The sequence below is a fragment of the Fusibacter ferrireducens genome (assembly GCF_015352425.1).
Classification (GTDB): Bacteria; Bacillota; Clostridia; order Peptostreptococcales; family Acidaminobacteraceae; genus Fusibacter_A; species Fusibacter_A ferrireducens.
This window is the reverse complement of the sequence record NZ_JADKNH010000007.1, coordinates 75,807-98,436: the sequence shown is the minus strand read 5'-3', so window position 1 is coordinate 98,436 and position 22,630 is coordinate 75,807. Positions and strand designations below refer to the sequence as shown.

The 22,630-nt window shown below is 37.5% G+C and carries 19 protein-coding genes; 12 read left to right on the top strand and 7 right to left on the bottom strand.

From position 1 onward, the window contains the following. Window positions 1-4 precede the first annotated feature (4 nt). The 5 genes from ISU02_RS12450 (at window position 5) to ISU02_RS12430 (ending at window position 9,697) form a co-directional block, all read left to right on the top strand. Window positions 5-6,157, top strand: coding sequence for a hypothetical protein (locus ISU02_RS12450; protein ID WP_194702163.1), 6,153 nt, complete (start codon window positions 5-7; stop codon window positions 6,155-6,157). A 262-nt stretch (window positions 6,158-6,419) separates the two neighbouring features. Further along, the gene (locus tag ISU02_RS12445) at window positions 6,420-6,974 is read left to right on the top strand and encodes a GNAT family N-acetyltransferase (RefSeq protein WP_194702162.1); all 555 of its coding nucleotides are present in this window, start codon (window positions 6,420-6,422) and stop codon (window positions 6,972-6,974) included. A gap of 1 nt (window position 6,975) precedes the next feature. Continuing rightward, window positions 6,976-7,584 carry a TetR/AcrR family transcriptional regulator gene (locus ISU02_RS12440; protein WP_207736290.1) on the top strand — a complete coding sequence of 203 codons (609 nt, stop codon included), beginning with the start codon at window positions 6,976-6,978 and terminating at the stop codon, window positions 7,582-7,584. Window positions 7,585-7,854: 270 nt separating this feature from the next. Then, window positions 7,855-8,760, top strand: a complete 906-nt coding sequence (locus tag ISU02_RS12435; RefSeq protein WP_207736289.1) for a DMT family transporter — start codon at window positions 7,855-7,857, stop codon at window positions 8,758-8,760. 13 nt (window positions 8,761-8,773) lie between these two features. Continuing rightward, window positions 8,774-9,697, top strand: coding sequence for a DMT family transporter (locus ISU02_RS12430; RefSeq protein ID WP_207736288.1), 924 nt, complete (start codon window positions 8,774-8,776; stop codon window positions 9,695-9,697). Between the two features lie 99 nt (window positions 9,698-9,796). Here the strand turns inward: ISU02_RS12430 and ISU02_RS12425 are convergent, their stop codons facing one another. Next, complete coding sequence (locus ISU02_RS12425; protein WP_194702158.1) at window positions 9,797-10,558, bottom strand: hypothetical protein; 762 nt, start codon at window positions 10,556-10,558, stop codon at window positions 9,797-9,799. Window positions 10,559-10,798: 240 nt separating this feature from the next. Between ISU02_RS12425 and ISU02_RS12420 the strand changes: the two genes are divergently transcribed. From ISU02_RS12420 to ISU02_RS12405, 4 genes are all read left to right on the top strand, one after another. Further along, window positions 10,799-12,001: a phosphoenolpyruvate hydrolase family protein gene (locus ISU02_RS12420; RefSeq protein ID WP_194702157.1), complete on the top strand. Its 1,203-nt coding sequence runs from the start codon at window positions 10,799-10,801 to the stop codon at window positions 11,999-12,001. Between the two features lie 137 nt (window positions 12,002-12,138). Beyond that, the gene (locus tag ISU02_RS12415; RefSeq protein WP_194702156.1) at window positions 12,139-13,356 is read left to right on the top strand and encodes a Tm-1-like ATP-binding domain-containing protein; all 1,218 of its coding nucleotides are present in this window, start codon (window positions 12,139-12,141) and stop codon (window positions 13,354-13,356) included. 49 nt (window positions 13,357-13,405) lie between these two features. Continuing rightward, window positions 13,406-14,236, top strand: a complete 831-nt coding sequence (locus ISU02_RS12410; RefSeq protein ID WP_194702155.1) for a phosphoenolpyruvate hydrolase family protein — start codon at window positions 13,406-13,408, stop codon at window positions 14,234-14,236. Between the two features lie 127 nt (window positions 14,237-14,363). Continuing rightward, the gene (locus ISU02_RS12405; protein WP_407646437.1) at window positions 14,364-14,858 is read left to right on the top strand and encodes a GNAT family N-acetyltransferase; all 495 of its coding nucleotides are present in this window, start codon (window positions 14,364-14,366) and stop codon (window positions 14,856-14,858) included. A gap of 372 nt (window positions 14,859-15,230) precedes the next feature. Here ISU02_RS12405 and ISU02_RS12400 read toward each other — a convergent pair whose 3' ends face one another. The 6 genes from ISU02_RS12400 to ISU02_RS12375 form a co-directional block, all read right to left on the bottom strand. Further along, entirely contained in the window at window positions 15,231-15,752 is a 522-nt protein-coding gene (locus tag ISU02_RS12400) for a DUF5698 domain-containing protein (protein ID WP_194702154.1), read from the bottom strand. A gap of 188 nt (window positions 15,753-15,940) precedes the next feature. Further along, window positions 15,941-17,041: a M14 family metallopeptidase gene (locus tag ISU02_RS12395; protein ID WP_194702153.1), complete on the bottom strand. Its 1,101-nt coding sequence runs from the start codon at window positions 17,039-17,041 to the stop codon at window positions 15,941-15,943. A gap of 11 nt (window positions 17,042-17,052) precedes the next feature. Beyond that, on the bottom strand, window positions 17,053-18,480 hold the full coding sequence (locus ISU02_RS12390) for an AbgT family transporter (RefSeq protein ID WP_194702152.1): 1,428 nt from the start codon (window positions 18,478-18,480) through the stop codon (window positions 17,053-17,055). Beyond that, complete coding sequence (locus tag ISU02_RS12385) at window positions 18,473-19,225, bottom strand: FadR/GntR family transcriptional regulator (RefSeq protein WP_194702151.1); 753 nt, start codon at window positions 19,223-19,225, stop codon at window positions 18,473-18,475. Before ISU02_RS12385 ends, ISU02_RS12390 begins: the two co-directional genes overlap by 8 nt. 176 nt (window positions 19,226-19,401) lie before the next feature. Then, window positions 19,402-19,863, bottom strand: a complete 462-nt coding sequence (locus tag ISU02_RS12380; protein ID WP_194702150.1) for an ImmA/IrrE family metallo-endopeptidase — start codon at window positions 19,861-19,863, stop codon at window positions 19,402-19,404. Beyond that, window positions 19,856-20,176, bottom strand: coding sequence for a helix-turn-helix domain-containing protein (locus tag ISU02_RS12375; protein ID WP_194702149.1), 321 nt, complete (start codon window positions 20,174-20,176; stop codon window positions 19,856-19,858). The genes ISU02_RS12380 and ISU02_RS12375 overlap by 8 nt, the downstream gene beginning before the upstream one ends. A 248-nt stretch (window positions 20,177-20,424) precedes the next feature. On the opposite strand from ISU02_RS12375, the gene ISU02_RS12370 reads away from it, so the two are divergent. The 3 genes from ISU02_RS12370 to ISU02_RS12360 all read left to right on the top strand — a co-directional run bounded on the left by ISU02_RS12370 (window position 20,425) and on the right by ISU02_RS12360 (window position 22,626). Next, a complete protein-coding gene (locus tag ISU02_RS12370; RefSeq protein ID WP_194702148.1) occupies window positions 20,425-20,853 on the top strand; it encodes a BAR domain-containing protein in 429 nt (142 codons plus the stop codon). Window positions 20,854-21,132: 279 nt separating this feature from the next. Further along, window positions 21,133-21,561, top strand: a complete 429-nt coding sequence (locus ISU02_RS12365) for a phage tail terminator family protein (RefSeq protein WP_194702147.1) — start codon at window positions 21,133-21,135, stop codon at window positions 21,559-21,561. A 3-nt stretch (window positions 21,562-21,564) separates the two neighbouring features. Further along, window positions 21,565-22,626 (top strand): phage tail sheath subtilisin-like domain-containing protein, encoded by a 1,062-nt coding sequence (locus ISU02_RS12360; protein WP_194702146.1) that lies wholly within the window; start codon window positions 21,565-21,567, stop codon window positions 22,624-22,626. Window positions 22,627-22,630 lie beyond the last annotated feature (4 nt).

Genomic DNA, 22,630 nt, shown 5'->3' with positions numbered 1-22,630 from the left:
AACGATGAAAAGAAAATTAAGCATTTTTTTAATATTAGTGTTGCTTACAAATTTGATAACGCCGCTTGATTTTTCAGAAGACGATGTAATCAATCCATACAACGACGAAACAAACGCATTTGATTTCGTAACAGATACACCAACAGTAAGCACGGGCACGGCCTTTAGAACAGTTGGTTTTAAAGCCTATTTCACACAAAATGGTAAGAATTATGAAGCTTACTTTTTAGGGGGAAATCATGACTTTCTTGAATACAAAGATGAGAAAGGTCGAACATGGGCGAAAAACTTTTTCCACGTCCCCATGAGCCCCGACAATACCATCCAAAATGAAGGTATCCCCTCCATCTACGAAGCTTTTGAGAAAACCTATAAAACCTCAGCAGATCGGGTAAATATTGCTGAATTTTTTGCAAAAAAAAATGTTCTTAAACTAGATGCCGTTTTTGCAAAAGTAATCAATACTGTGCCACAAGGCTCAATCTCCATTGGCGCAAATGGTGAATTGATCCCCCAAGGTACAATATGGAAAACAGAGTCAGAATTTTTAGGTTCGGGGATTGATTGGAATCCAGACACACTTACGGCTGTACACAGGGATTATTACGGGATACCGTTAGGTTTTCCAGCACAACCCGTAGGCATCCCCAACCCAATAATTAACGGTACTGTGGATGGTATAAGGGCTATTAGATCAGAGCATATCTTCAATGAAGGCCAAAATATCGCTCTTGATGCAATTGACAGTACCTTTCCCAATAAGAGTCTCCCTCTTATTTACAAATGGAAATACAGAAAAGTTGGCACATCTACGTGGACAACGGTGATTAAGTCAAGTTCGGGAACGCCATTTAAAAACAGTCTTGAAGTTGGGACATATGAAGTGGAATTGTCAACTGCGGCAGTCTGTTTTAGAGCGTGGTGGAATACTTCTGTTGAAGTGCCATCTGAAGCACCTGCAACTACTCGAATCACCATTGTGAAGACCTTAGAACCTTTAACAGAGGCAATCCTAACGTCACCATCAGAAATCAAGCTCGAGGACAATCAAAAGTTAGTGAGTGTTCCAGTCACATTAAATAACAAAATATCTAACGTAGAGCAAAGTGATATTTTATCTGTGGAACTCCAAATCTCCACCTATGAAAAAGATCAAAATAGATCCCAATTTTTTTACCCAAGCCTTAATCAAACCATGACACATATTTTTTCAATTCCCTACATAGATAACCCTAAAACGCAGCTGTTTGAAGGCAAGGCCATTGTTACTTTAAAAGGTGGTGGGACAATAGAATCTCCTCTGGCAATAAGCTTTACCTATCTTTACAAAACCAATAACAATCTGCCTCCAATGGCGATTATAAGAGCACCAAGCGAAACCATGACGGGCAATGTTTATATCTCTGGCGCAGATTCACGTGATTTCGATGGTCATATTGTCTCATATGACTTTAGTATACCTAAGATTGGATTCTATCAAGAGGATACTCGATCTTTTTGTATGCCTAATCTAAAGTGGACAGGCCTATATCAAGTGATACTAGGGGTTACAGATGATGATGGCGCAAGAAGTGAAACCGGTGCATTTATAAAAGTGATTCCAACACCCCCTAATGTAGAAATATACAGTAAGGATTTTTATAAAGAAAATCGGAAAATCACCCTTAAAGCCACGAACTTGACAGAGTTCGTGAGTCCAGTGCGGGAAAACTATCACTGGACGATTGTGCCAATGGATGTGACCAATCCTCAAAGCAATGTCAAGATGGTATCATCTTATGGCAGTCAAATAGACGTTTTAATGAAAGTAAAAGGCAAGTACCTTGTCACCTGTACAGGGACAAACAGTTATGGCGTATCCGACACAGAGACGAAGATCCTCAACGTGCAAGCAGATGAAGCCCCAGTCATGCTTTTGAGCAGTGAAGAACCTCATCATAGAGATGGAACCCGAATGGCCAAGATCATGGTCTACGACCACTCCGACTCAACAGACGGCGACTTTATAAAGCGCAGAGTGTGGTCTTATCGTTTTGACTCTGATAATGATGGTCTCTTTACAGATGAATCCAGCGTCGCTTTAAAGACGACAGAGGATTATGCAGATAACCAAGTTGAATTCAATGTGGGTTCAGTGGGCAAATACGAGATTTCACTAGCTGTTACAGAAACTTTTGGACAAGAGACGATCCCACAGTTCATCACACAAGCGGATTACAGAACAGGTGCAATAAAGCAAGTGATCACAGTGGACAATTATAAGCCCTCAGTAAGCTTCATGGCGGTTAATGAAAAGAAGATTGATATTGATGTAATGACGGATTATGAAGGTCAAGACCTTCTTGACCTTGAAACAAGACTTAATACGATGGTGAATGAAGGTTACGAGGATTTTTTAAATGTGAATTTCAACATCATATCAGGTAAAAAATATATAGGGCGTTATCTTGATAAAGATGCGACGGATTATAGACCTGTTTTGGATGAAGATTCGCCAAAGTATACAGTAGCCTCATGGAATGAATTAGCAGAATACAGTGATCATTCATACACAGTAAAAATGAGTACATCACGTATGTGGCCAGATAATGTGACGATCACAACAAATGATTTTTTCCCGTCAAGAATTAAAAAAAGTATGAAATATAATTCTAATAGAGCCATAATTTGGTGGCTTGAAAATGGGGATGTATATTTTGCAGGAACAAACTCAAAGATGAACCGAGATTCTTCTTTCTTATCTGCATTTGCATTGAAACCTACTAAAATTTTATCAAATGTCACTCAAATAGAAGGGGGGAGTGCATCCGCTGAGGATCGATATTTCTTATTGACTAGCCAAGGCGAAGTTTATTGGCTAGGGAATACCGTTAAGGGGGATGAAAAGAGCCAATATGGCCCTTATTTCACATCCGTTAATAATACGGTTAACTTTGCAGAGACCCTTCCAACAGAAGTAGACGAGTGTGGTTTAAATCCGAATATTAATAATGTTCTAAACAATTTTTCGGGTTATAGCAGTGCTAAAAAAATACCTTCAATTGCTAACGCTGAATATATTTGGAGTAATGGCATGGCACTCGTTTATAAGCGAAATGATGGCAAGTGGTTTGGTTTTGGAAGTGGCCTTAACGCTTTTGGTCTTTCAACAGGCTTTGAGAATCAACCGAGAGCAAGTTTAATAGAATACAATGGAAATGATATGTATGAGGATTCAGTTTTACCGTATACAACATCTTACTATTTTGATAATCAGAATACAGTAACAGAGCTTAAAAACTTATCTGACCTTGATCAAACTTTAGGTGGTATTGTAAAAGTAGAACCCAATATTGTTTATGCCAAAAATGGGATGAAATACAGCATTAAAGAAACGCCTTTTAAACTTGTAGGGGGTGAATATTTTGTCAATATTGAGGAAATCCCTAAAGATGGTAGAGTTTACGAGACTGTATTTGCTTACCCCAATTACGATGGTACAGTAAGTGCAACGATCTATTATAGATTGCAAGTCCTTGATAGTACTTTTGAATATCATAAAATAGGCACATGGGAAGATCCGCCGAATAAGGAGAGGATAGCATATTTACCAAATTATTCAGTTAGTCAAATTCTATTAGAAGGAGTGGATAGAGCACCTTATCTTAAATATATTGATGAACCTCTTACTGGTGGAGAATATATTGTCCCTAAACCGATAAAACATGGGACTGACATTCCAGTGGTCAATGATGTTGTTGTTAATAAGTGGCTTTCTTCACCTAACTCAACTTTTTTTGATTACAAATATTTATCTTACTTTAAAACTTACACCTATTCACATAAAGTTGAAAAATCTAGTTTAACCTACACAGAATTGGTTAGATCTGGAAAGGATAATGATGGTGATTGGGAATATGAGTGGCAAACATTCACTGGGCCGGGATGGGATTATTATTATGATGTAACCATTAGTGACAAAGTTATACAGGGTGTATCACCTTACCAAGCAGGTTGGAAAAGTTATGGTGTAGATGCATCAAAAATCACAACAAGCACTCATCGGGCTGGGGCAGCTAAATATCTCTTATATTTAGCTAAAAACGATTCTTTTAAAAAGGTTAGTAAAGATATCGAGAATTATATTAAAGACGAGGATATGTCTGTCAGAGTATCTACAAAGGCATCTTATGTAGATGACTATGCCATTAATCCCGATTTAGAAACGAACCTTAGAAATTTGATGAATGCTAACACCAAAGGCAAGCAATATGGAGAGGATGCAATTGAACAGATGGTCGCTGATATTTTGGCAGAGAATAAGGTCAAATTGGCTCCTGATGGCGGCACATATGTGATCTTGGGAGAAGATACAATCTCTTATGAGAAATTTTACAGAGACTATGAAAATGACCCGAAACTTTCAGAAAGCTCCAAAGTAATTCATGAAAAAGATTACTATAAAAACTCAATGGGGTTATCGGCGTACCATAATCAAACGCTCTCTGTCCCACTAACCACCTTTGATAAGGTGGGCAAATATGAAATTGAATATAGAGCTACAGATAAGCCGAGTACCAATTACAGATTTGCACAGTACAATCGGACCTCAGACCCTGCAACATTAAAGGTATATGTACACAGACGTCCTATAGCAGACTTTGACATCGATTACAATTACCAAACTTCAAACATAGGCATAAATATGAAGAACCAGTCTTACGATCCAGACCATCAAGGAGAATGGGGAAACGGCATTGTCAAATCCACATGGGCTTATCGTAAAAAGGGTGACATTCAATGGACAACTGGGACGCCTTCTACACTTAATTACAAAGATGCCATTGAGATTGCACTCACTGTTACGGACCTAGAAGGAGCCACTTCAAGCAAGGTGAAAAGCTACACTATGCCAGAAGAAACCCCACTGGTTTTAAGCTGTGAACTCAGGCCAGAGCGCAATGAATTTGACATAAATGCCATACCGGCTTCAGAATCCCTTAGACTGACAGACATTCTTGTGAACAGAGCCTTGCCGCATGGGATTGAAATTTCAATTAAGAGTGATGATGGTCGCATAAACCAAAAGTATACGGCGTATACCAACAGCAACACCAGCGCTTACACAGATGCAAATGGCATGAGAAGGTGGCATGATGTGATCATCTCACTTCCAGAAGCGTACAGAGATGGTGGATACAAAATAGAAGTGAAACTGAAGGCTCTTAAAAAAGTAAACGGCACAAGTTATCAGATTAAAGCAGGTGACCAGATAAGTGAAACCCTTGGCTTTAATATCATCACCCCAGTGAAGATCAGCGCCAGCATCACCGCGCAGAGTGGCAATGCCTATGCGCTGAGAGGTATCACAGGCAGATATTCTAAAGAGACCACAGTGAAACTCTTTTCAGGCACAAGCTATGAGAAGGCCTTCAGTTTACCCAAGACCTCGGCAACACACCAATCAAATCACTTGCTAGATGAAGCCACATGGCTCAGAGATATTCAAGTAACTGCAACGGATGTGGTCTCAGGAACGGGTACATCAGCACCTTCAGGCACATACCTAGCGAGATTTGAAACCCGGACAGCATCAGGTAAGCGGGCTGTAGCCAGTGTGCCGTTTGAATACCAACCCGTAGTGGTTAAAACCTTTGAAGCCAGAGGCTACTGGAATCATTGGAGAGGACAGACCACACTTAAGGGAGAAGTCACCACCGTAGAACCGCATCGTTTTTTATCACATGAATGCGTGATCTTTGAAGCAGTGATTCAAGGGGAGATCGAAGGGGCATTATTAAGACTCAGCCCTGAACTGGAAGCCATGACCTACTGGGATAAATACAACAACGTATATCGATATGAAGACGATTTTCATAAGAGAGTTTACTTTCCCATACATCTAAAACGTGTAAAGCAAACCGCAGAAGGTGTGCTCTGGCAGTCTGAATATGCCTTGCCTTATGCAGATTCCACACAGAGCTATGAGAATCAACGGTTAAAGCCAAGTTATAAAGCGACACTATATGTGATTCCCAAAGGTGTGGACTGGCATGGGGATTACACCACAGAGGGGTTAATCCAAATGGAGATAGATGACATCGACATCACAGGCAATATCTATGACCTTTTGTACATTGAGCCAGTTAGGGGGAACATTTCTGAGAGGGGACAATAGAGGGCTGCAAGGCCCTCTTTCAGTATAAGAGAATATTTAAAAAAGCTTGCTCAATAAAAAGTATGAAGGATGGGATTAGAAGGTAGTTTATAGTTATTGTGAAATAGAATTGAACAATAGCGCTAATAGCTGTTGCCTAATTCTATTTTTTTATAAATAAAAAAGTTGAAAAGTTGAAAAGTTGAAAAAAGGGGACGAGTGTGATAAAATTATAAAAACCGACCAGACGGTTTTTATAAATAGATAGGAAGGACGTGAGATTATGAAAAAATATCATACAGAAAGACTTGTATTAAGAACTTTAGAAAAAGATGAGCACGATTTACTCGTGAATTATCTTGAGAGAAACAAAACTTTTTTGGCGCCATGGGAACCAAAGAGAGAGCAGAGCTACTTTGAAGCTGAAAATATAGGTCGAATGCTTGAAAATGAATGCAAAAATAATGAATTGGGAACAGCATTAAGTCTTTATATTTTTAAAAAGGATAGCGATGAGATCATTGGAAATGTGACTTTATCCAATATCATATATGGTCCATTTTTATCGGGATTTATCGGTTATAAATTGGATCACAACTTGGAAAAACAAGGCATTATGACAGAAGCACTCAATAAGATGATAGAGATTGCTTTTAACGAATATCATTTACATCGATTAGAAGCCAACATAATGCCGAGAAATATCGCTTCGATTAAAGTGGTGGAAAAGCATCATTTTGAGAAAATAGGTCTGAATAGAAAATATTTAAAAATTAATGGCAAATGGGAAGATCACTGGACTTATGTGCTTTTAAATGATGTGGATGAAGGGCTTTAAAATGTCTAGATTAAGTGAAAACCAGCTCAATAAACGCAAACAAAATATTATAGAAGCTGCCTTTGAAGTTTTTGCAGAGAAGGGCTATAATGCTGCAAGCATGGCTGATATTGTCCAGAAGAGTGGTGTCAGTAAAGGTGGCATCTATCATTATTTTAAGAGTAAAGAAGATATATTTTTTGCAATAGGTGATCAAAGATTTGAACTTCGAAAGAATGCTTTAGAAGCATATGGTGAGCATGAGAGTGTTCAAAATACAATTAGGCTCTATTTGACTCAAGCTTTTGATAATATGAAAAGTCCAGATACCATTATGAGTGCAAAATTTTCCTTTGAATTCTGGACAGTCTGTACAAGAGATGAAGCAATGATGATAAAGGCTCAAAATCGGTATGAAAAATATGATGCTATTTTTGTAAATCTTCTAAAACGTGGTGTGGAAAGCGGAGAAATCAAAAAGGCAATAGATCTAAAAGGCATTGCATTTCTCCTATTATCAACACTGGATGGTATAACCTATACACATGTTGTAATGGGTGCGACTATACCAAAATCAGTGATCAATATGTATGTGGATATGATGATGCATACGATTTTTGATCAAAAATAAAGCTTAAAGCGTCTCAAGAATAAAGTTTAAAGGGTATACAAAATAATATATTATGATACAATCTTAAGGAAGTCCAAATAAAGAGACTTCCTTGTTTATATTTTAGAATCAAAATGGGTTCATTGATTGAATACATAGCAGAGTGAAAATGTAGAAACCAAAATATAATTTTGATATAAAATTTAGAGAATTGCAGAAGTGCTATAGAAGAAATGTTATATTATAAAAGTGATATATTATAGAGGTGCCATAAATGAAAGGAAATTTGTAATGAAAGAAAATATGAAACCAATAAAAAAACCAATAAGTCAAAAAAATAAAGCGATTATAGCAATGCTCATATCAGCATTTTCTTTTTCGATCATGGGCATTGCCGTGAAGTTAGCTGTGGATATACCCGTTTATGAAAAAGTGTTTTTTAGAAATTTTGTGACGCTTTTTTTTGCTTATCGAATTGTCAGAAAGAACAATGTGCCTATTTTTGGAACAGCAGAGGGCCGACCGTATCTAATTGGCAGATGTATATCGGGCGTTCTGGGCATTATAACAATGTTTTATGCGCTTTCTAAAATTGATGTTGCCACGGCCACCACAATTCAAAAATTATCTCAATTTTGGGTATTGATATTTGCAGCGATTTTTCTTAAAGAAAAGATTAAACCCAAGCAATATCTGTATTTAGTGTTTGCCCTTGTGGGTGTTATTATTGTTTCTAAACCCTCTGCACCAGATATTTTAATACCGACACTCATCTGTTTTTCATCATCCATTTTTGCTGGAATTGCATATACATTCCTCAGCAAATTAAAAAACTATGAGCATCCTTCTACAGTTGTCTTCTTTTTTTCTTTATTTTCAACGGTAGTGATGTTTATTCCAATGATGATAAATTTCAAATGGTTTACTCTTTATGAATTTATACTTTTGGTTTTAATGGGGGTTGGAGGCCTTGGTGGGCAAGTTTTTATAACGAATGCCTATCACTATGCTGAAGCTTCAGAAGTCTCCATTTACGCCTATGCCAATATTGTTTTCAGTGCAGGGCTATCACTCATGATTTGGGGGACTTTGCCAGATGCATGGAGCTTGGTGGGCATTGTCATTATTATCAGTGCAAGTTATCTGAATTATAAATATGTAAAAAATGGCATGGATAAAGAGTCCGTATCCAATTGAAAGGATCGCTAGAATGAATGGGAAAAAGATAGGCTTAATGAAGACATTAAGTCCTAAAAATAGAGCTATTATTGCGATGCTCATATCGGCCTTCAGCTTTTCAATTATGGGGATTGCGGTGAAGCTTGCAGTGGATGTACCGCTTTATGAGAAGGTGTTCTTTAGAAATTTTATCACGCTTTTTTTAGCGTTTTACATGGTAAGAAAAAAAGGGGGATCTTACTTTGGACATAGGGAGAGCAGGCCTTTTTTACTTGCAAGGAGCATTATTGGCGTGTTGGGGGTGGTCACCTTCTACTATGCGCTTTCAGAAATAGATGTTGCCACAGCAACTACAATTCAAAAATTGTCTCAATTTTGGGTCCTAATATTTTCAGCCATATTCTTAAATGAAAAAATTCGGTTAAAACAATATCTCTACTTGCTGATTGCACTGATAGGTGTGATTATTGTATCAAAGCCAACGCATATAGGGATATTGTGGCCAACTTTAGTTTGCTTCGCCTCATCTGTTTTTGCAGGAATTGCTTTTACTTTTCTCAGCAAACTGAAGACATATGAGTCGCCCTCAACGATTGTATTCTTCTTTTCATTTTTTTCCACTGTGGTGATGATTATTCCAATGATTTTGAGTTTCAAAATGATTACTTTTTATGAATTAATAATATTGCTGCTGATGGGATGTGGAGCGCTAGGAGGGCAAGTTTTTATGACGATTGCCTATCATGAAGCAAGTGCATCAGACGTTTCCATATATGCTTATGCCAATGTCTTTTTCAGTGCAATACTATCCATGATGATTTGGAATACATTGCCTGACATTTGGAGTGTAATGGGTATTTTACTGATTATAGGTGCAAGTTATATGAATTTTAAAGAAGTTCAAAGATATGAGCTAGAAGAAGGACAATCGTGTTGTGATCATGTTTCCAACTAAGCTTTTAAGCTCAAAGACTGCACAGACCTCCAAAAGTTATAGTTGAGGTCTAACGATTAGAGGGCAATACAGTCTTAATGGCGCGTTTTTTCATAGCAATTACAAATAGGTGGATAAAGCTTCCCTTTCTTTAATTTTGCCACTTCTCATATCAAAAGGATTATTTTTTACGGCAGTTAAAAATAAATAAGGATAATCCACCTGTAGATGTGACATATAAGAAACCCATTCCTCAGAAAGTGACTTGTATACGCGCTCTATGTCAACTTTGAGATGATCTAAATCAAAAGCATCTAGAGCTTCAATAGGTCGATGCTTTAATTCATCAGCAAGATGGAAAAGGCTCATTAAAACTTCAGAAAATGCACCGTGTTCATGAATTGCAGGGTTTGAAATTAAATTGACAATGAGTGACTTTTGAAGCGTTAGCTTTTCATCAATTTTGAAAAGATCGATATGAGACATATTGACATGATATTTATGTGCCATAATATGTTTGGCCAATTGTTCATATTTGCTTTCATCCCAGTTAAAATCAATAGTAGCATCAAACTGATCACTTTTGAGATCATCGTCTGCGGATGTTAAGTGCATCAAAATATGATTGCCAACTTCTTGATAAAACAGGCCAATAAGCATATTGAGCTTTTTAGTAATCGAACGTTCATCCCTTTTTTCAATAATGCGTTCCAATACAACGGATACAAAGAAGACTTCCAGTGGGATGAAGGCAATATCTGCAACAAGAAATATCATAATATGGTGTATATCCCTGAAAATGGCGTAGTGTATAGCGTGAAGCACTACAGATAATCCAATAAGTGCGGTACCAAGCAATAGGGTTTGACTATGTTTTTTCATTTTTTTCCTACTCTTTCTAAAATAATCATGGTCTATTATATCTTAACTGTGAACAAATTTCAAAAGAATTAAGCTTCTATAAACGCATAGATTGGCCTTTTTGTCCTGTGAGGGGGCTGTATATTTTTCGTAAATGATAGCACAGTGAAGAAGGACGTTCGAGTTTTGACTTTTAACGTGCTTAGGATCTGTGATAAAATAGTGTGAATAGAAATGAACTCTACTAAAGGATGATTTTTTATGACGACTCGGGAAATGGTAGTGAATCAATTTTTGAGACAAGTAAAACTTGGCAATCATATTATTGGAGTTGCATCAGGTGCGGGCATCACTGCAAAATATGCTGAGCAAGGAGGGGCCGATTTTTTATTGGCTTTGAATGCGGGTAAGTTCAGGCAGATGGGGCGAAGTTCTGCAGCTGGTTTTTTGCCTTTTTGCAACAGCAACGAAATGGTGATGACGTTTGCATCTAGGGAAATAAAACCAGTGATCCAAAAGATTCCAGTTTTCTTTGGTCTCAATGCAACAGATCCCACAATCGATCTTGACCGATATATTGAAAATATAAAGCAATTAGGGTTTGAGGGGATTAATAACTTTCCAACTGTGGGGCTCATTGATGGTCAATATCGTGAAGCACTTGAGGAAACTGGATTTTCATATGATTTAGAAGTGGAAGCAATTCGGATTGCTCATGAAAAAGATTTGTTCACAGTGGCTTTTGTCTTTGACGAAGAGCAAGCGAAAAGCATGTTACATGCTGGCGCTGACATCATCTGTGCTCATTTAGGCTTTACAGCTGGGGGGATGCTAGGCGCAAAGAAAGTGCTCTCTTTAGAAGCTGCAAAGCTCAAAGTCCAGAGAATCTTTGATGTCTGTGATGCAATTAGGCCTGATGTGATCAAAATGATATATGGCGGTCCTGTGAAGATGCCAGTTGATGTGCAATATATGTATAGCAATACCAATTTAATGGGCTATATAGGCGGATCATCATTTGAGCGCATTCCTTCAGAAAAAACAATTACCAATATTACACGCGCCTTTAAGACCACTGGAAATTTAAGTGAAAGTGATCTCATGGTCAAAATGCTTGAAGGGATTACCAAACATTATGATTACGTCCAATTTGTTAAAAAGTATGTTGCTGAACATTATATGCAAAAAATATCTTTTATAGATTTGGCACATGTTGCCTATATTTCAAGGAGTCATTTGAGCGCTTTGTTTAAAAGGGAAGTCGGTTGCAGTTTTCCTGTATACTTAGTAAAGTTTAGAATGAATAGAGCAAAAGAGATTATAAGTGCAGAAGATGACCTTAAACTGTCTGAAGTAGCTGAGCTTGTGGGCTATTCAGATTATGCTCAATTTAGCAAGATGTTTAAAAAATATGTTGGATTGACACCTACTCAGTTTAAAAGCAGACATAAACACGAATGCTAAAGACATAGACACATTTACTTTGAATTTTAATAACAGTATGATTAGGTTAAGTTAATCATACTGTTGTTTTGTATATACGGAATCAACTTAGGACTTTAGATCTGATCAATCTTGAGTCAGCCATTGGAGGTAAAGAGATGAAAACTGTAGCAATAGCAGGAACGTTTGATTCAAAAGGTCAAGAATATGCTTTTGTCAAAGAACTTATAGAGGGGCTTGGCCTAAAGACATTTACAATTCATACGGGGGTGTTTGAGCCTGCATTTGAACCGGATGTATCCAATGCAGAAGTAGCAAATGCATATGGTGCTGACATCAAAGAAATTGCAGAAAGGAAAGACCGTGCATATGCAACTGAAGTATTGTCAAAGGGCATGGAAAAACTAGTGCCAGAACTCTATAAGGCAGGCAAGTTTGATGGCATTATTTCATTTGGTGGTTCAGGAGGCACTTCGCTTGTTACGCCAGCGATGCGAGCACTTCCAATAGGTGTGCCAAAACTCATGGTTTCAACTGTGGCATCTGGGAACACTGCGCATTATGTTGGTACAAGTGACATCATGATGATGCCATCGGTGGTAGATGTGTCTGGACTCAACTCAATCTCCATGAAGATCTTTGAAAATGCGGCTTTTGCAATAGCTGGGATGGTCAAGTTCGAAAGTGAAATGGTCATTGAAAAGAAACCGCTTGTGGCGGCAACGATGTTTGGTGTGACTACGCCTTGTGTGGACTACGCTAGAATGTATTTAGAAAAACGCGGCTATGAAGTGCTTATCTTTCATGCGACGGGCACAGGTGGACAATCAATGGAAGCCCTCATAGAAGATGGCTTTATAGAAGGTGTGTTGGATTTAACGACAACAGAATGGTGTGATGAAATTGTAGGTGGCGTTTTAAATGCTGGCCCCAATCGGCTAGACGCAGCGGGCAAAAAGGGCATTCCACAGGTGGTTTCCGTTGGCGCAGTGGATATGGTGAACTTCGGGCCTCGTGAAACAGTTCCAAAACAATTTGAAGATCGGAAATTTTACAAGCATAATCCTACAGTGACTTTAATGAGAACAAATGTAGAAGAAAATATAAAAATTGGTGAAAAGATTGCTGAAAAACTTAACATGGCAAAACACGATGCTGTGATGATGTTGCCTTTAAAAGGCGTGTCCATGATAGATGCTCCAGATCAAGCTTTTTATGGAAAAGAAGAAGATGAGGCACTTTTTAACGCCATAAGATCGCATATTGATCAAAATATTGTAACACTGAAAGAATTGCCAAATCATATTAATGATAAGGCCTTTGCAGAAACGGCTGCACAAATATTGATTGATATGATGAATCAGAAAAAGATTTAAAGCGTAAATCGGTTTAAAAAAAGGTATGACTTTTCAGGAGGTTATTCACATGAATAAGATGACAAGATTAGAAATTATGGAGATGTATAGAGCTCAAATCGCTGAGGGTAAAATATTGGTAGGTGTTGGTGCAGGTACTGGTATCACTGCAAAGAGCAGTGAAAAGGGCGGTGCAGATATGCTCATTATCTACAATTCTGGGAGATATAGAATGGCTGGACGCGGTTCTTTAGCAGGTCTTATGGCATATGGCGACGCCAATGCCATTGTAGTTGAAATGGCTTCAGAAGTGCTTCCAGTAGTTGAAGATACTCCTGTGTTAGCTGGCGTCTGTGGTACAGATCCTTTTAGAGTAATGGATGTGTTTTTAAAACAACTTAAGGACATGGGCTTTAGTGGAGTTCAAAATTTCCCAACTGTGGGATTAATCGACGGCGTGTTCAGACAGAATTTAGAAGAAACGGGTATGGGATATGGCTTAGAAATAGAGATGATTCGAAAAGCACATGAACTCGATCTATTGACCACACCGTATGTATTTGATCCAGAGCAAGCCAAGGCAATGGCTGAAGCTGGCGCAGATATTCTTGTGGCGCACATGGGATTAACCACAAAGGGTTCCATCGGTGCGCAAACCGCATTGACTTTAGATGAATGTATCGTGAAAATTGAAGCGATTATTAAAGCGGGACGAGAAGTCAATCCAGATATCCTAGTGATCTGTCACGGTGGACCAATTGCCGAACCAGAAGACGCAGCTTATGTGATTGAGAGAACCAAAGGTATAAATGGCTTCTTCGGAGCATCTAGCATTGAACGCTTTGCAGCAGAAAAGGGCATAAAAAGTCAAACAGAGGCTTTTAAAAAGATAAGCAAATAAGCAAGAGAATAAACACATTTTTTTGAAAGATGTGGGGATAAATATAGGGATATGGTATAATTATGGAAAGCTTCAGCGTGAATCATGCTGAGGCTTTCTTTAAGAAAAATGAGGGAGGCAGATTCATATGAGCATGGATGTCATCATTAGAAATGTGAACAAAACAGATTTAGAAGCCATTGTGGAAGTTGAAAGACAATGTTTTCCTGCGGCGGAAGCAGCAGAGGAAAAATCGATTAAAGCAAGAATGTCTACTTTTCCTGAGAATTTTTTCGTAGCAGAAATTGAAAAGCAAATCGTTGGGTTTATCAACGGTTGTACGACGAATAGTCCTGTCATTTACGATGAAATGTTTCATGATACAAGTCACCATATCCCTTCTGGAGAAATTATCGCGATATTTGGATTAGATGTCATAGAATCCTATAGGAGAAAGGGCATTGCATCTAAGTTGATGAAGACCTTCATTGAAAATGCTCGGAAGCAAGGGAAAAAGGCGGTTATTTTAACCTGTAAAGCTCATTTGATTGCCTACTATGAAGGTTTTGGGTTTGTAAATGATGGCGTATCAGAGTCCACACATGGTGGTGCTGTTTGGTACGATATGACATGTCCTCTTTGATAAAAATAATTCAATAACAACATTTGTGTCATCTCTGATGCCCCAAAACGATTTTCGCTGACGCTGTTTGAGGGTGAATATTCCTCAGCACAGCTTTCGGCTCAAATCTTGCATATAACAACATTTGTGTCATCTCCGATGCCCCAAAACGATTTTCGCTGACGCTGTTTGAGGGTGAACATTCCTCAGCACAGCTTTCGGCTCAAATCTTGTTGTTTTAATAAAAAGTCAATCCAAATCATTTATAAATCAGATTTGAATTGACTTTTTTCATTATACGAACCTATATATGAACCTATAGAGCCGTTTCAAGTGAACACATATGATTAAAATAAGATGAATCACATAGAGCTATAACTTAATCTTTGGGCTCTAATGCAACCTTTTCTTCATCATTTCAGACATGTAGCCGCCCCTAAAAAGTGTTGGCTCATAGAATACGATAAAAGCACTGGGTTCATATTCTTGAATCAAACATAATAGTTCTTTTTCTTTAGTGCGCTTGGTTAGAATGTCAAGGCGAAATCGAGTGCTTTCACGGCCTTCACCTTCAAAAATGGTAACGCCAAATCCCTTTGCTCTCAAAGTGTCAATAAGTGATTGATTTTTATTCCTGATATTGACAACAGCAGAGGTGTAGCCAATTGCAATTTTGTTTTCAATCTGAATGCCCACGATGAGGCCAAGACCAAAGCCAACGGCATAAACCACCATTTCGACAATGGTTTGCTCACCTGTTAGAACTAGAGAGAGTCCTAATACATAAATGAGGCTTTCTAAAATACCGAAAATAGAGGTCCACAAAGTTAGTTTTTTCACCATACAAATGGTGCGTAGTGCCAACATGGGGACATAGATGAGCTGTAAGATAATGATGAGTATAATATCCTTCATTTGCAATCTCCTTTACATGATGTGTTTATACAATGAGGTCATTTGTTGTTTGAAACTAGATGAAAAGTGACCATAAAATAAATTCAATCATGGTCATGAAATAGATTCAACTAGGATATTATATGCTTATATTGTGAGAGATACAATCTAATTTTTTAAAGATTATTTATTAAATTTTAAAAGCAATTTTATATAAATTTATAATGGGTTAATATGCCTTTAAGCGCTTGATCAAAGTCAGTAATAACCTTATCGAGCCATTTTTTTTCATCTGGCATATAGAGTTGTTCAAAATCCTTTTTAATGCGCTTAAAGATCGGATCTGTTTCTCTATGCATATGATGTACACTGTTTTCTTCTAACATAATTCGAAGGGATTTAATTTCATCAAGTATGCTCATACCAATTGTTCCAAATTCAAAGCAAGTGGCGTAATCTGTCGCTTGAATAAAGTCGTTGATGTAATTGACCATATCACCATTAATTTGATAAAAATCATCACCATTGGCATTTTGAATCAGTGGGTAGTTAAAGGCTTTCTTTAATTCGGAGACCGATCTTTTTTCATTAGGTGAATTTACAATGCTCATTTGATACTTAGGACCATAACCTGTGTGAAGATCGATAAATAATCGTTTGTTATACGGGAAAGAAACTAATTTTTGATACAATTGAGCGAGTATTGCTGTGGATTTTTCCATGTGATCTCCCCCATAATAAAATCCATTTGGAAACTCATATTGCCCAAGTAATGCGGCCTCTCTAAATTGTTCATGTGGAATTGTAAAATAGAGTTTAGCAGTTCTGATGTAAAATAGAATATTTTCAATAAGATAAGGGTTTTTTAGTTTTCTTGGCAAGAAAAAAGATGCATTTGTCTTGAAGCCTTCATTGGAGTGTAAAGTGTCAAAAGAAGCGTTGAAGTTTCGATTTAGATCCACACTATTTTCATTAGATTTGCGTTTGTATTTCATTCCATAGGGGTTGATCGCGTGGACTAAGATGACATGTGTATCTTCTAAATTTAATTTGGGGAGAAAACAGTCAACAAATTCTTGAAGGACATAATTGCCAGCGTAACCTTCTATTCCATGCAATCCAGATGTTAAGCAGAGCAAACGTTGAGGCTTATCAGGTTTAATTTCCAATACATCCATAAATAGCCCCTCGATAATTTCATGTGAAGTGAGCTGAACATCTAAACTTTGACCTGTCATTTGCTTGATTTGATCCGTAAACGCTAAAAAGGCTTTTCGCGCAGGTTCATACTCTTTATAAAAAGTAGCCATAATAATCTCCTTTAGTAACCTAATTGCAACCCTATCCATAAAAATAGGATGGATAATAAGCCGATAATCAACTGAAATTTGAAGACCCATTTAAACCATTTGACATAGCTTACACCAGCGAGTCCAATGCCGATTAGTAAGACTGCATTTGTGGGATAAAGTATGTTGGAGAAACCATCTCCAAACTGAAAGGCAAGTATAGCCATTTGTCTACTGATGCCCATCATATCCATAAGAGGTGCTATGATGGGAATGACGATGAAGGCTTTAGCACTTCCTGAACCAATGAAGAAGTTGAGGGCAAATACTAGTAAATAGACCAATAAAACAGCCGTGAACGGGGAGGCATTTGTGACGGATTCAGAAGCATAATAAAGGAGACTGTCCATGATATTCCCTGTTTGAATTACATGCTTTACACCTGTTGCAAGAAGAATTAGAATGACGCCGGGCAGCATAGCTGTGGCACCGGATTTAAAAATTTTTAAAGTGCCGGCCACACCGCGATCTGAAAGCAATCCACTGCCAATGCCAGAAATGAGGAATAATAGGCCTATGATCGGTAAATTATAAGCACTGATCAAGGGAACAAGTGGTGAGAGCAAGATGAGGATCACCATAATAGTTGTGCATATTAAAAACCAAAGAACAGCTTTTTTGGAAGTGCCTTCAATGTTATCAAAATCTGAATCCGTAGGAATCTCAATGCTTTTGGCATACTTAACCAGCATTGAAGAAAGTACCGTATAAGTGATGAAAAAGATGACAAGTCGATAACCCGCGCCAGAAAACACGGGGATATTTGCAATGCGTTGAGCAACACCAATGGTAAATGGATTGGATACAGCAGCGGCGAAACCAAATCCTGTGGCCAGTAGACTCATACCCAGTCCAGTCATGACATCAAATCCTAGCGCTAGACTCAGAGAAATGAGTAAGGGCACCAACGGGATGACTTCTTCAAAGATGCCGATAAATGCCCCTAAGGACATAAAAATGAACACAATGGCCCAAATGAGATGGTATTTTTTATGCCTGAATTTTTGAACCACTTGAGAGATGATGCTGTTGAGTACTTTGACTTCATTGAGAATGCCAATAGCGCCACCAATGATTAGTAGGAAAAGTATAATCGTGATGATTATAATGCCTTCACTTGTGAAAAGTACTTCGATAGGCGCGGTAAACCACTTATAAATGGGAAGGGGTGCACCTTCAATTTCATGATAACTGTTAGGAATGATTGTCTTTGAAGTGGACGTAATAATGTAATTGTAGCTTCCCATAGGAATAACACGCGTAAGTATACCAGAACCAATTAGTAGTAGTATGAGAATCAAAGCAGCTGAGATAAAAGTCTTGGTACTGATATTGAGCGCATGGTTTGAACTATGGTTTAAACTATGATTTGAATTAGGGGCTGAGTCATGATTATGCATTGGAACCTCCTTTGAGCCAATACTTTTCAAGTAAGCTGGATAGCGTTGAAATACAACTGGTGAAGTCAAGACTGCCTGACTGAAAAACTTCATTAAAGTTGGATAGTAAAAGAATGGTTTCAATTGCACGATCAGGTGTCAAGAATAAATAGGCGGCTGCATTTTTGATACCCATTTCAAATGAATTGATCAGCAGTAGAAAAAGAACATTATTTGTGCTTTGACAAAGGGTGTGAAAATAATTGAAAAAAGAGTCACATAACATTTGCTTCATGTTGTCTCTATCGAGGTTATAGGGATTTAAAGCTGGAGCATACTGCTTAGTATGGATGGGGCTATCGATCATTGAGTTCATGTGAGACATTTCTTGAACGCGTTTGTCAAGCGATTCATTAAAGGGAAAGTGACTTGCTGTTTTGCATATGAGTTCAATCTGTAGCATCATAAAATGAATCATATTCACCTTCAGTTCCGTGCTGAGTTCTTCACGGTCAAAATCAATCAAGACATCCAGCAATTTGAAATCTCCTGTGTTCATATAGTCGTTAACGGTCACACCTTGTCTTGGTATGATGGTCACTAATCCTAAATTTGAGAGCTTTATTAAGCCATTATGCACTGTTTGTCTAGAACAGCCAAATTGTTTTACCAATTCGCGTTCTGGGGGGAGCTTTTCACCGGTCTGCCATGTGCCTGATACGATGTGACGTGCCATTTGCTTTAAAAATTGAGATTCTACAGTCATTTGAGCCTCCAATCACATCGTGGACTGTCCACGATACAAAAAGTATAAATTTTCTGATAATTCATGTCAAGTTATTTATCTGAAATGAATAAAAAAAAGATTAAGCTCTCGAAAACTTAATCCTTTTTCAACATCATATTTTATTCATACACAATTGAAAGACATTTGGTGACAGACTAAATGCGTTTCATCACACCTAAGGGTTCAAAATAGATTATGTAATCATCAACGACCACGTATTGACCGTAAATTTGCATATATGTATCTACGGTTTCTCTTAAAAATTCATTGGTAACCCCAATTCGCTCTGAAACCTCGTATTGATCATGGCATCCATATTTAAAACAATCGATGAATTTTTCAAGAGGAATGAGCTTTTTATGTGCCCATCTGCGTGCCATTTTTTCTTGCTTTATATTTTTAAGGCTTTCTTGATCTAATATATTGCCTGCCGAAGTTTCGTAGTGTCCAATCTCTTCTGCAAGGATACAAGCCATTTCTGCTTCTGTCTCTATTTGAGTTTGATCTAAAATAATGGTCTCATCGAAATAGAGTCCTTTGACATCTTTAACAGGAATTTTATGTTCCACAAAAGCGATGTTCTTTTTTTCAATATGATCGAGTAAATTTTTAATCATTCTTATCCCTCTGTGATTTGATAAATTGAGCAAATTCTAAGACTTTTTTTTGCTCATCTGTAGTTAAGTCTGAGAGCGCATGAGCTGCAATGGTGTTGATATCTGAGTCATCTTCGCCCCAGTCCATAAGATAGTTTGGGGTTACTTCAAGTGCATCTGCCAGTCGTTTTACTTTGTCATTTCTCAAATTTTTGATCTCGCCACTCTCATACCTTTGAATGGTAGCAGCACTTACGCCGACCCTTTTCGCCACTTCTTCTAATGTCAAGTTGAGTTCTTGCCTCTTTTTCTTAAGTTTGCTTTTAAAATCCATTTTACACCTCCTCGATGATTTCCCCTAAAAATAATATATCACAAATTTTGCGTAAATGCAAAATATATAAGATTAAATTACGGAAACGTATTGACAATGTTTTTCATAAAGCGTAATATTAATTTACGTAAACGCAAAAAATAATCGATTTGCACTCTGTTGCATCTTTTATGTGTTAAGCTATCAGAGTAGAAAAATAGGTTATAAGCAGAGCAGAAAGATATAGAATTAGAAGAGGAGTCCTTATTATGACAACAGTTGAAATTAAAAACATGCTCAAAAGTTACAATACCATTTGTGGTGAAATACATCATTTAAATCAAGAAATTCTTGAACTATCAGAAGTGGCAGCTTCTCATAGAGAGTTATCTGCGATTACATATTCAGATATGCCAAGAGGCAATCAGATTTCTGATCCAACTTATGAAAAAGCTCAAAAAATTATTGATCTATACACGCAGCAAGTGGAAAAAATAGAGTCCAAAATTGAGCTTTTATTTGCCAAAAAGAATTATGTGGAGGCTTTGTTGTCCAAATTACCCGATATTGAAACAGAAATTATCCGGTTGAGATACTTTAAAAAATACCGCTGGGAGATGATCTCAAATGTTGTTTCTTACAGCAGAAGACAATGTATTAACATTCACGACAAAATCCTTGAAGACCTTGCAGAGTAACACTGCACTCTATTGCATTTTTTATGTGTTATGATGTTAGTGTCGAAAGATGTCGATAACGAATGACCCAATAAAGCGAGTCCAAATTGAATATGAACAAGTTCTAAAGCACATGTCGTATAAAAATGACATTTGCTTTTTTTTATGCTCAAATTTTGGAGATGTCGTTTCAGTGAAAGCCAATACGAGATCATAAAGCTATTTTATTGTTGATCTTCTGAGAGGGGTGATGCCTATGGTGATGATGTGTTAAGGATGTAAGTATGAAAGGAGTACGAGATGACTGAAAAAGCGTACGAGCTTGTAAAACAAAAGTTACAGCTCAATTTACCAACTATCCAATGGGTGGATGAAGTCATTTGGCCAGCCGATGAATCAAGACCTTGTTTTCAATTGAAGACACTTTCGTCTGACCAAAATATGATTTCAAGAGATTTAATGGCAGTAAAAGTAGCCATTCAATTGGTCTATTATGGACCTAATTCTACTGCAAGTCATGATGAACTTGTGGCCGTTTCAAATCAAGTGTTGAATCTTTTTCAAAATGCATTTGAAACTTTAGAGGATCAAACACGATTTGAAACATCTCAGATTGGGTGTGAAATTAAAGAGGGATTACTCCATTTTAAAATCACATTAGAAACTCAACTATCAAAAGTATTAGAAGTCTATCCAGTAATGGAAAATTTAAATTTCAGGGAGGTATAAATTATGGGTTTACCAGGTATTAATATTATTTTTACGAAAAAAGCTGCTCAAGCGATTAAAAGTGGTTCTGAAGGCACTGTGGCATTGCTTTTAAAAGACGCAAGCGTTACGAGTGGTGTACAGTACTTTTCATTAAAAAGTATTGTAGACATGCCAGAGACACTTAATGCGATCAACAAGAAATCTGTTGAAGATGCTTTATTAGGGGCGCCATCGGAAGTTAAGCTCGTTGTGATTAATGACGGAGCAACGAATTACAATGAAGGGCTCTCTTATTTAGAGACGATTATCTATAACGTACTTACAGTTCCAAATATCATTTCAGATGATGTCTCAACTCTTGCAGCATGGGCAAAGACACAGAGAGCAAGCGGTAAAAGATTTTTAACCGTGCTACCTCAATGTGTGGGAGATCATGAAGCCGTTATTAACTTTACGACATCAGATATCGTCGTAGGTGAAAATACGTACACAGCATCTCAATTTGTGGCGAGAGTAGCTGGTCTGATTGCAGGCTTACCACTTACTGTAGCGCCTACTTATCAAGTTTTATCTGAGGTAAATGATGTGCCTCATATGACGAAGTCAGCTGCGGATACTGCAGTGGATAATGGAGAGTTCATCCTTTATCATGATGGTGAAAAAGTAAAAGTGGCTAGGGGCGTGACTTCTTTGACAACGATTACAGAATCTAAGCCTTCTGAATATCAAAAGATTAAACTCGTCAGAATTTACGATAAAGTGGCTACAGATATTGAGAGAACTATTGAAGATAACTATATTGGTAAGATTCAAAACAGTTATCAAAACAAATTGCTCTTGATCTCTGCAATCAATGCTTATTTGGAATCACTTGAACAACAAAATGTCTTGGACAGTGGCAAAAACTATGCGGCAATCGATTTGGTTTCTCAAAAGACTTATTTAAAATCCGTTGGACAAGATGTGGATGCCATGAGCGAGCAAGAGATTAAAGAAGCCAATACGGGTTCAAATGTGTTTATCAAAATCAATGTCAAAGCACTTGATGCAATCGAAGATGTGTCAATCACAATCATATTATAAGAAA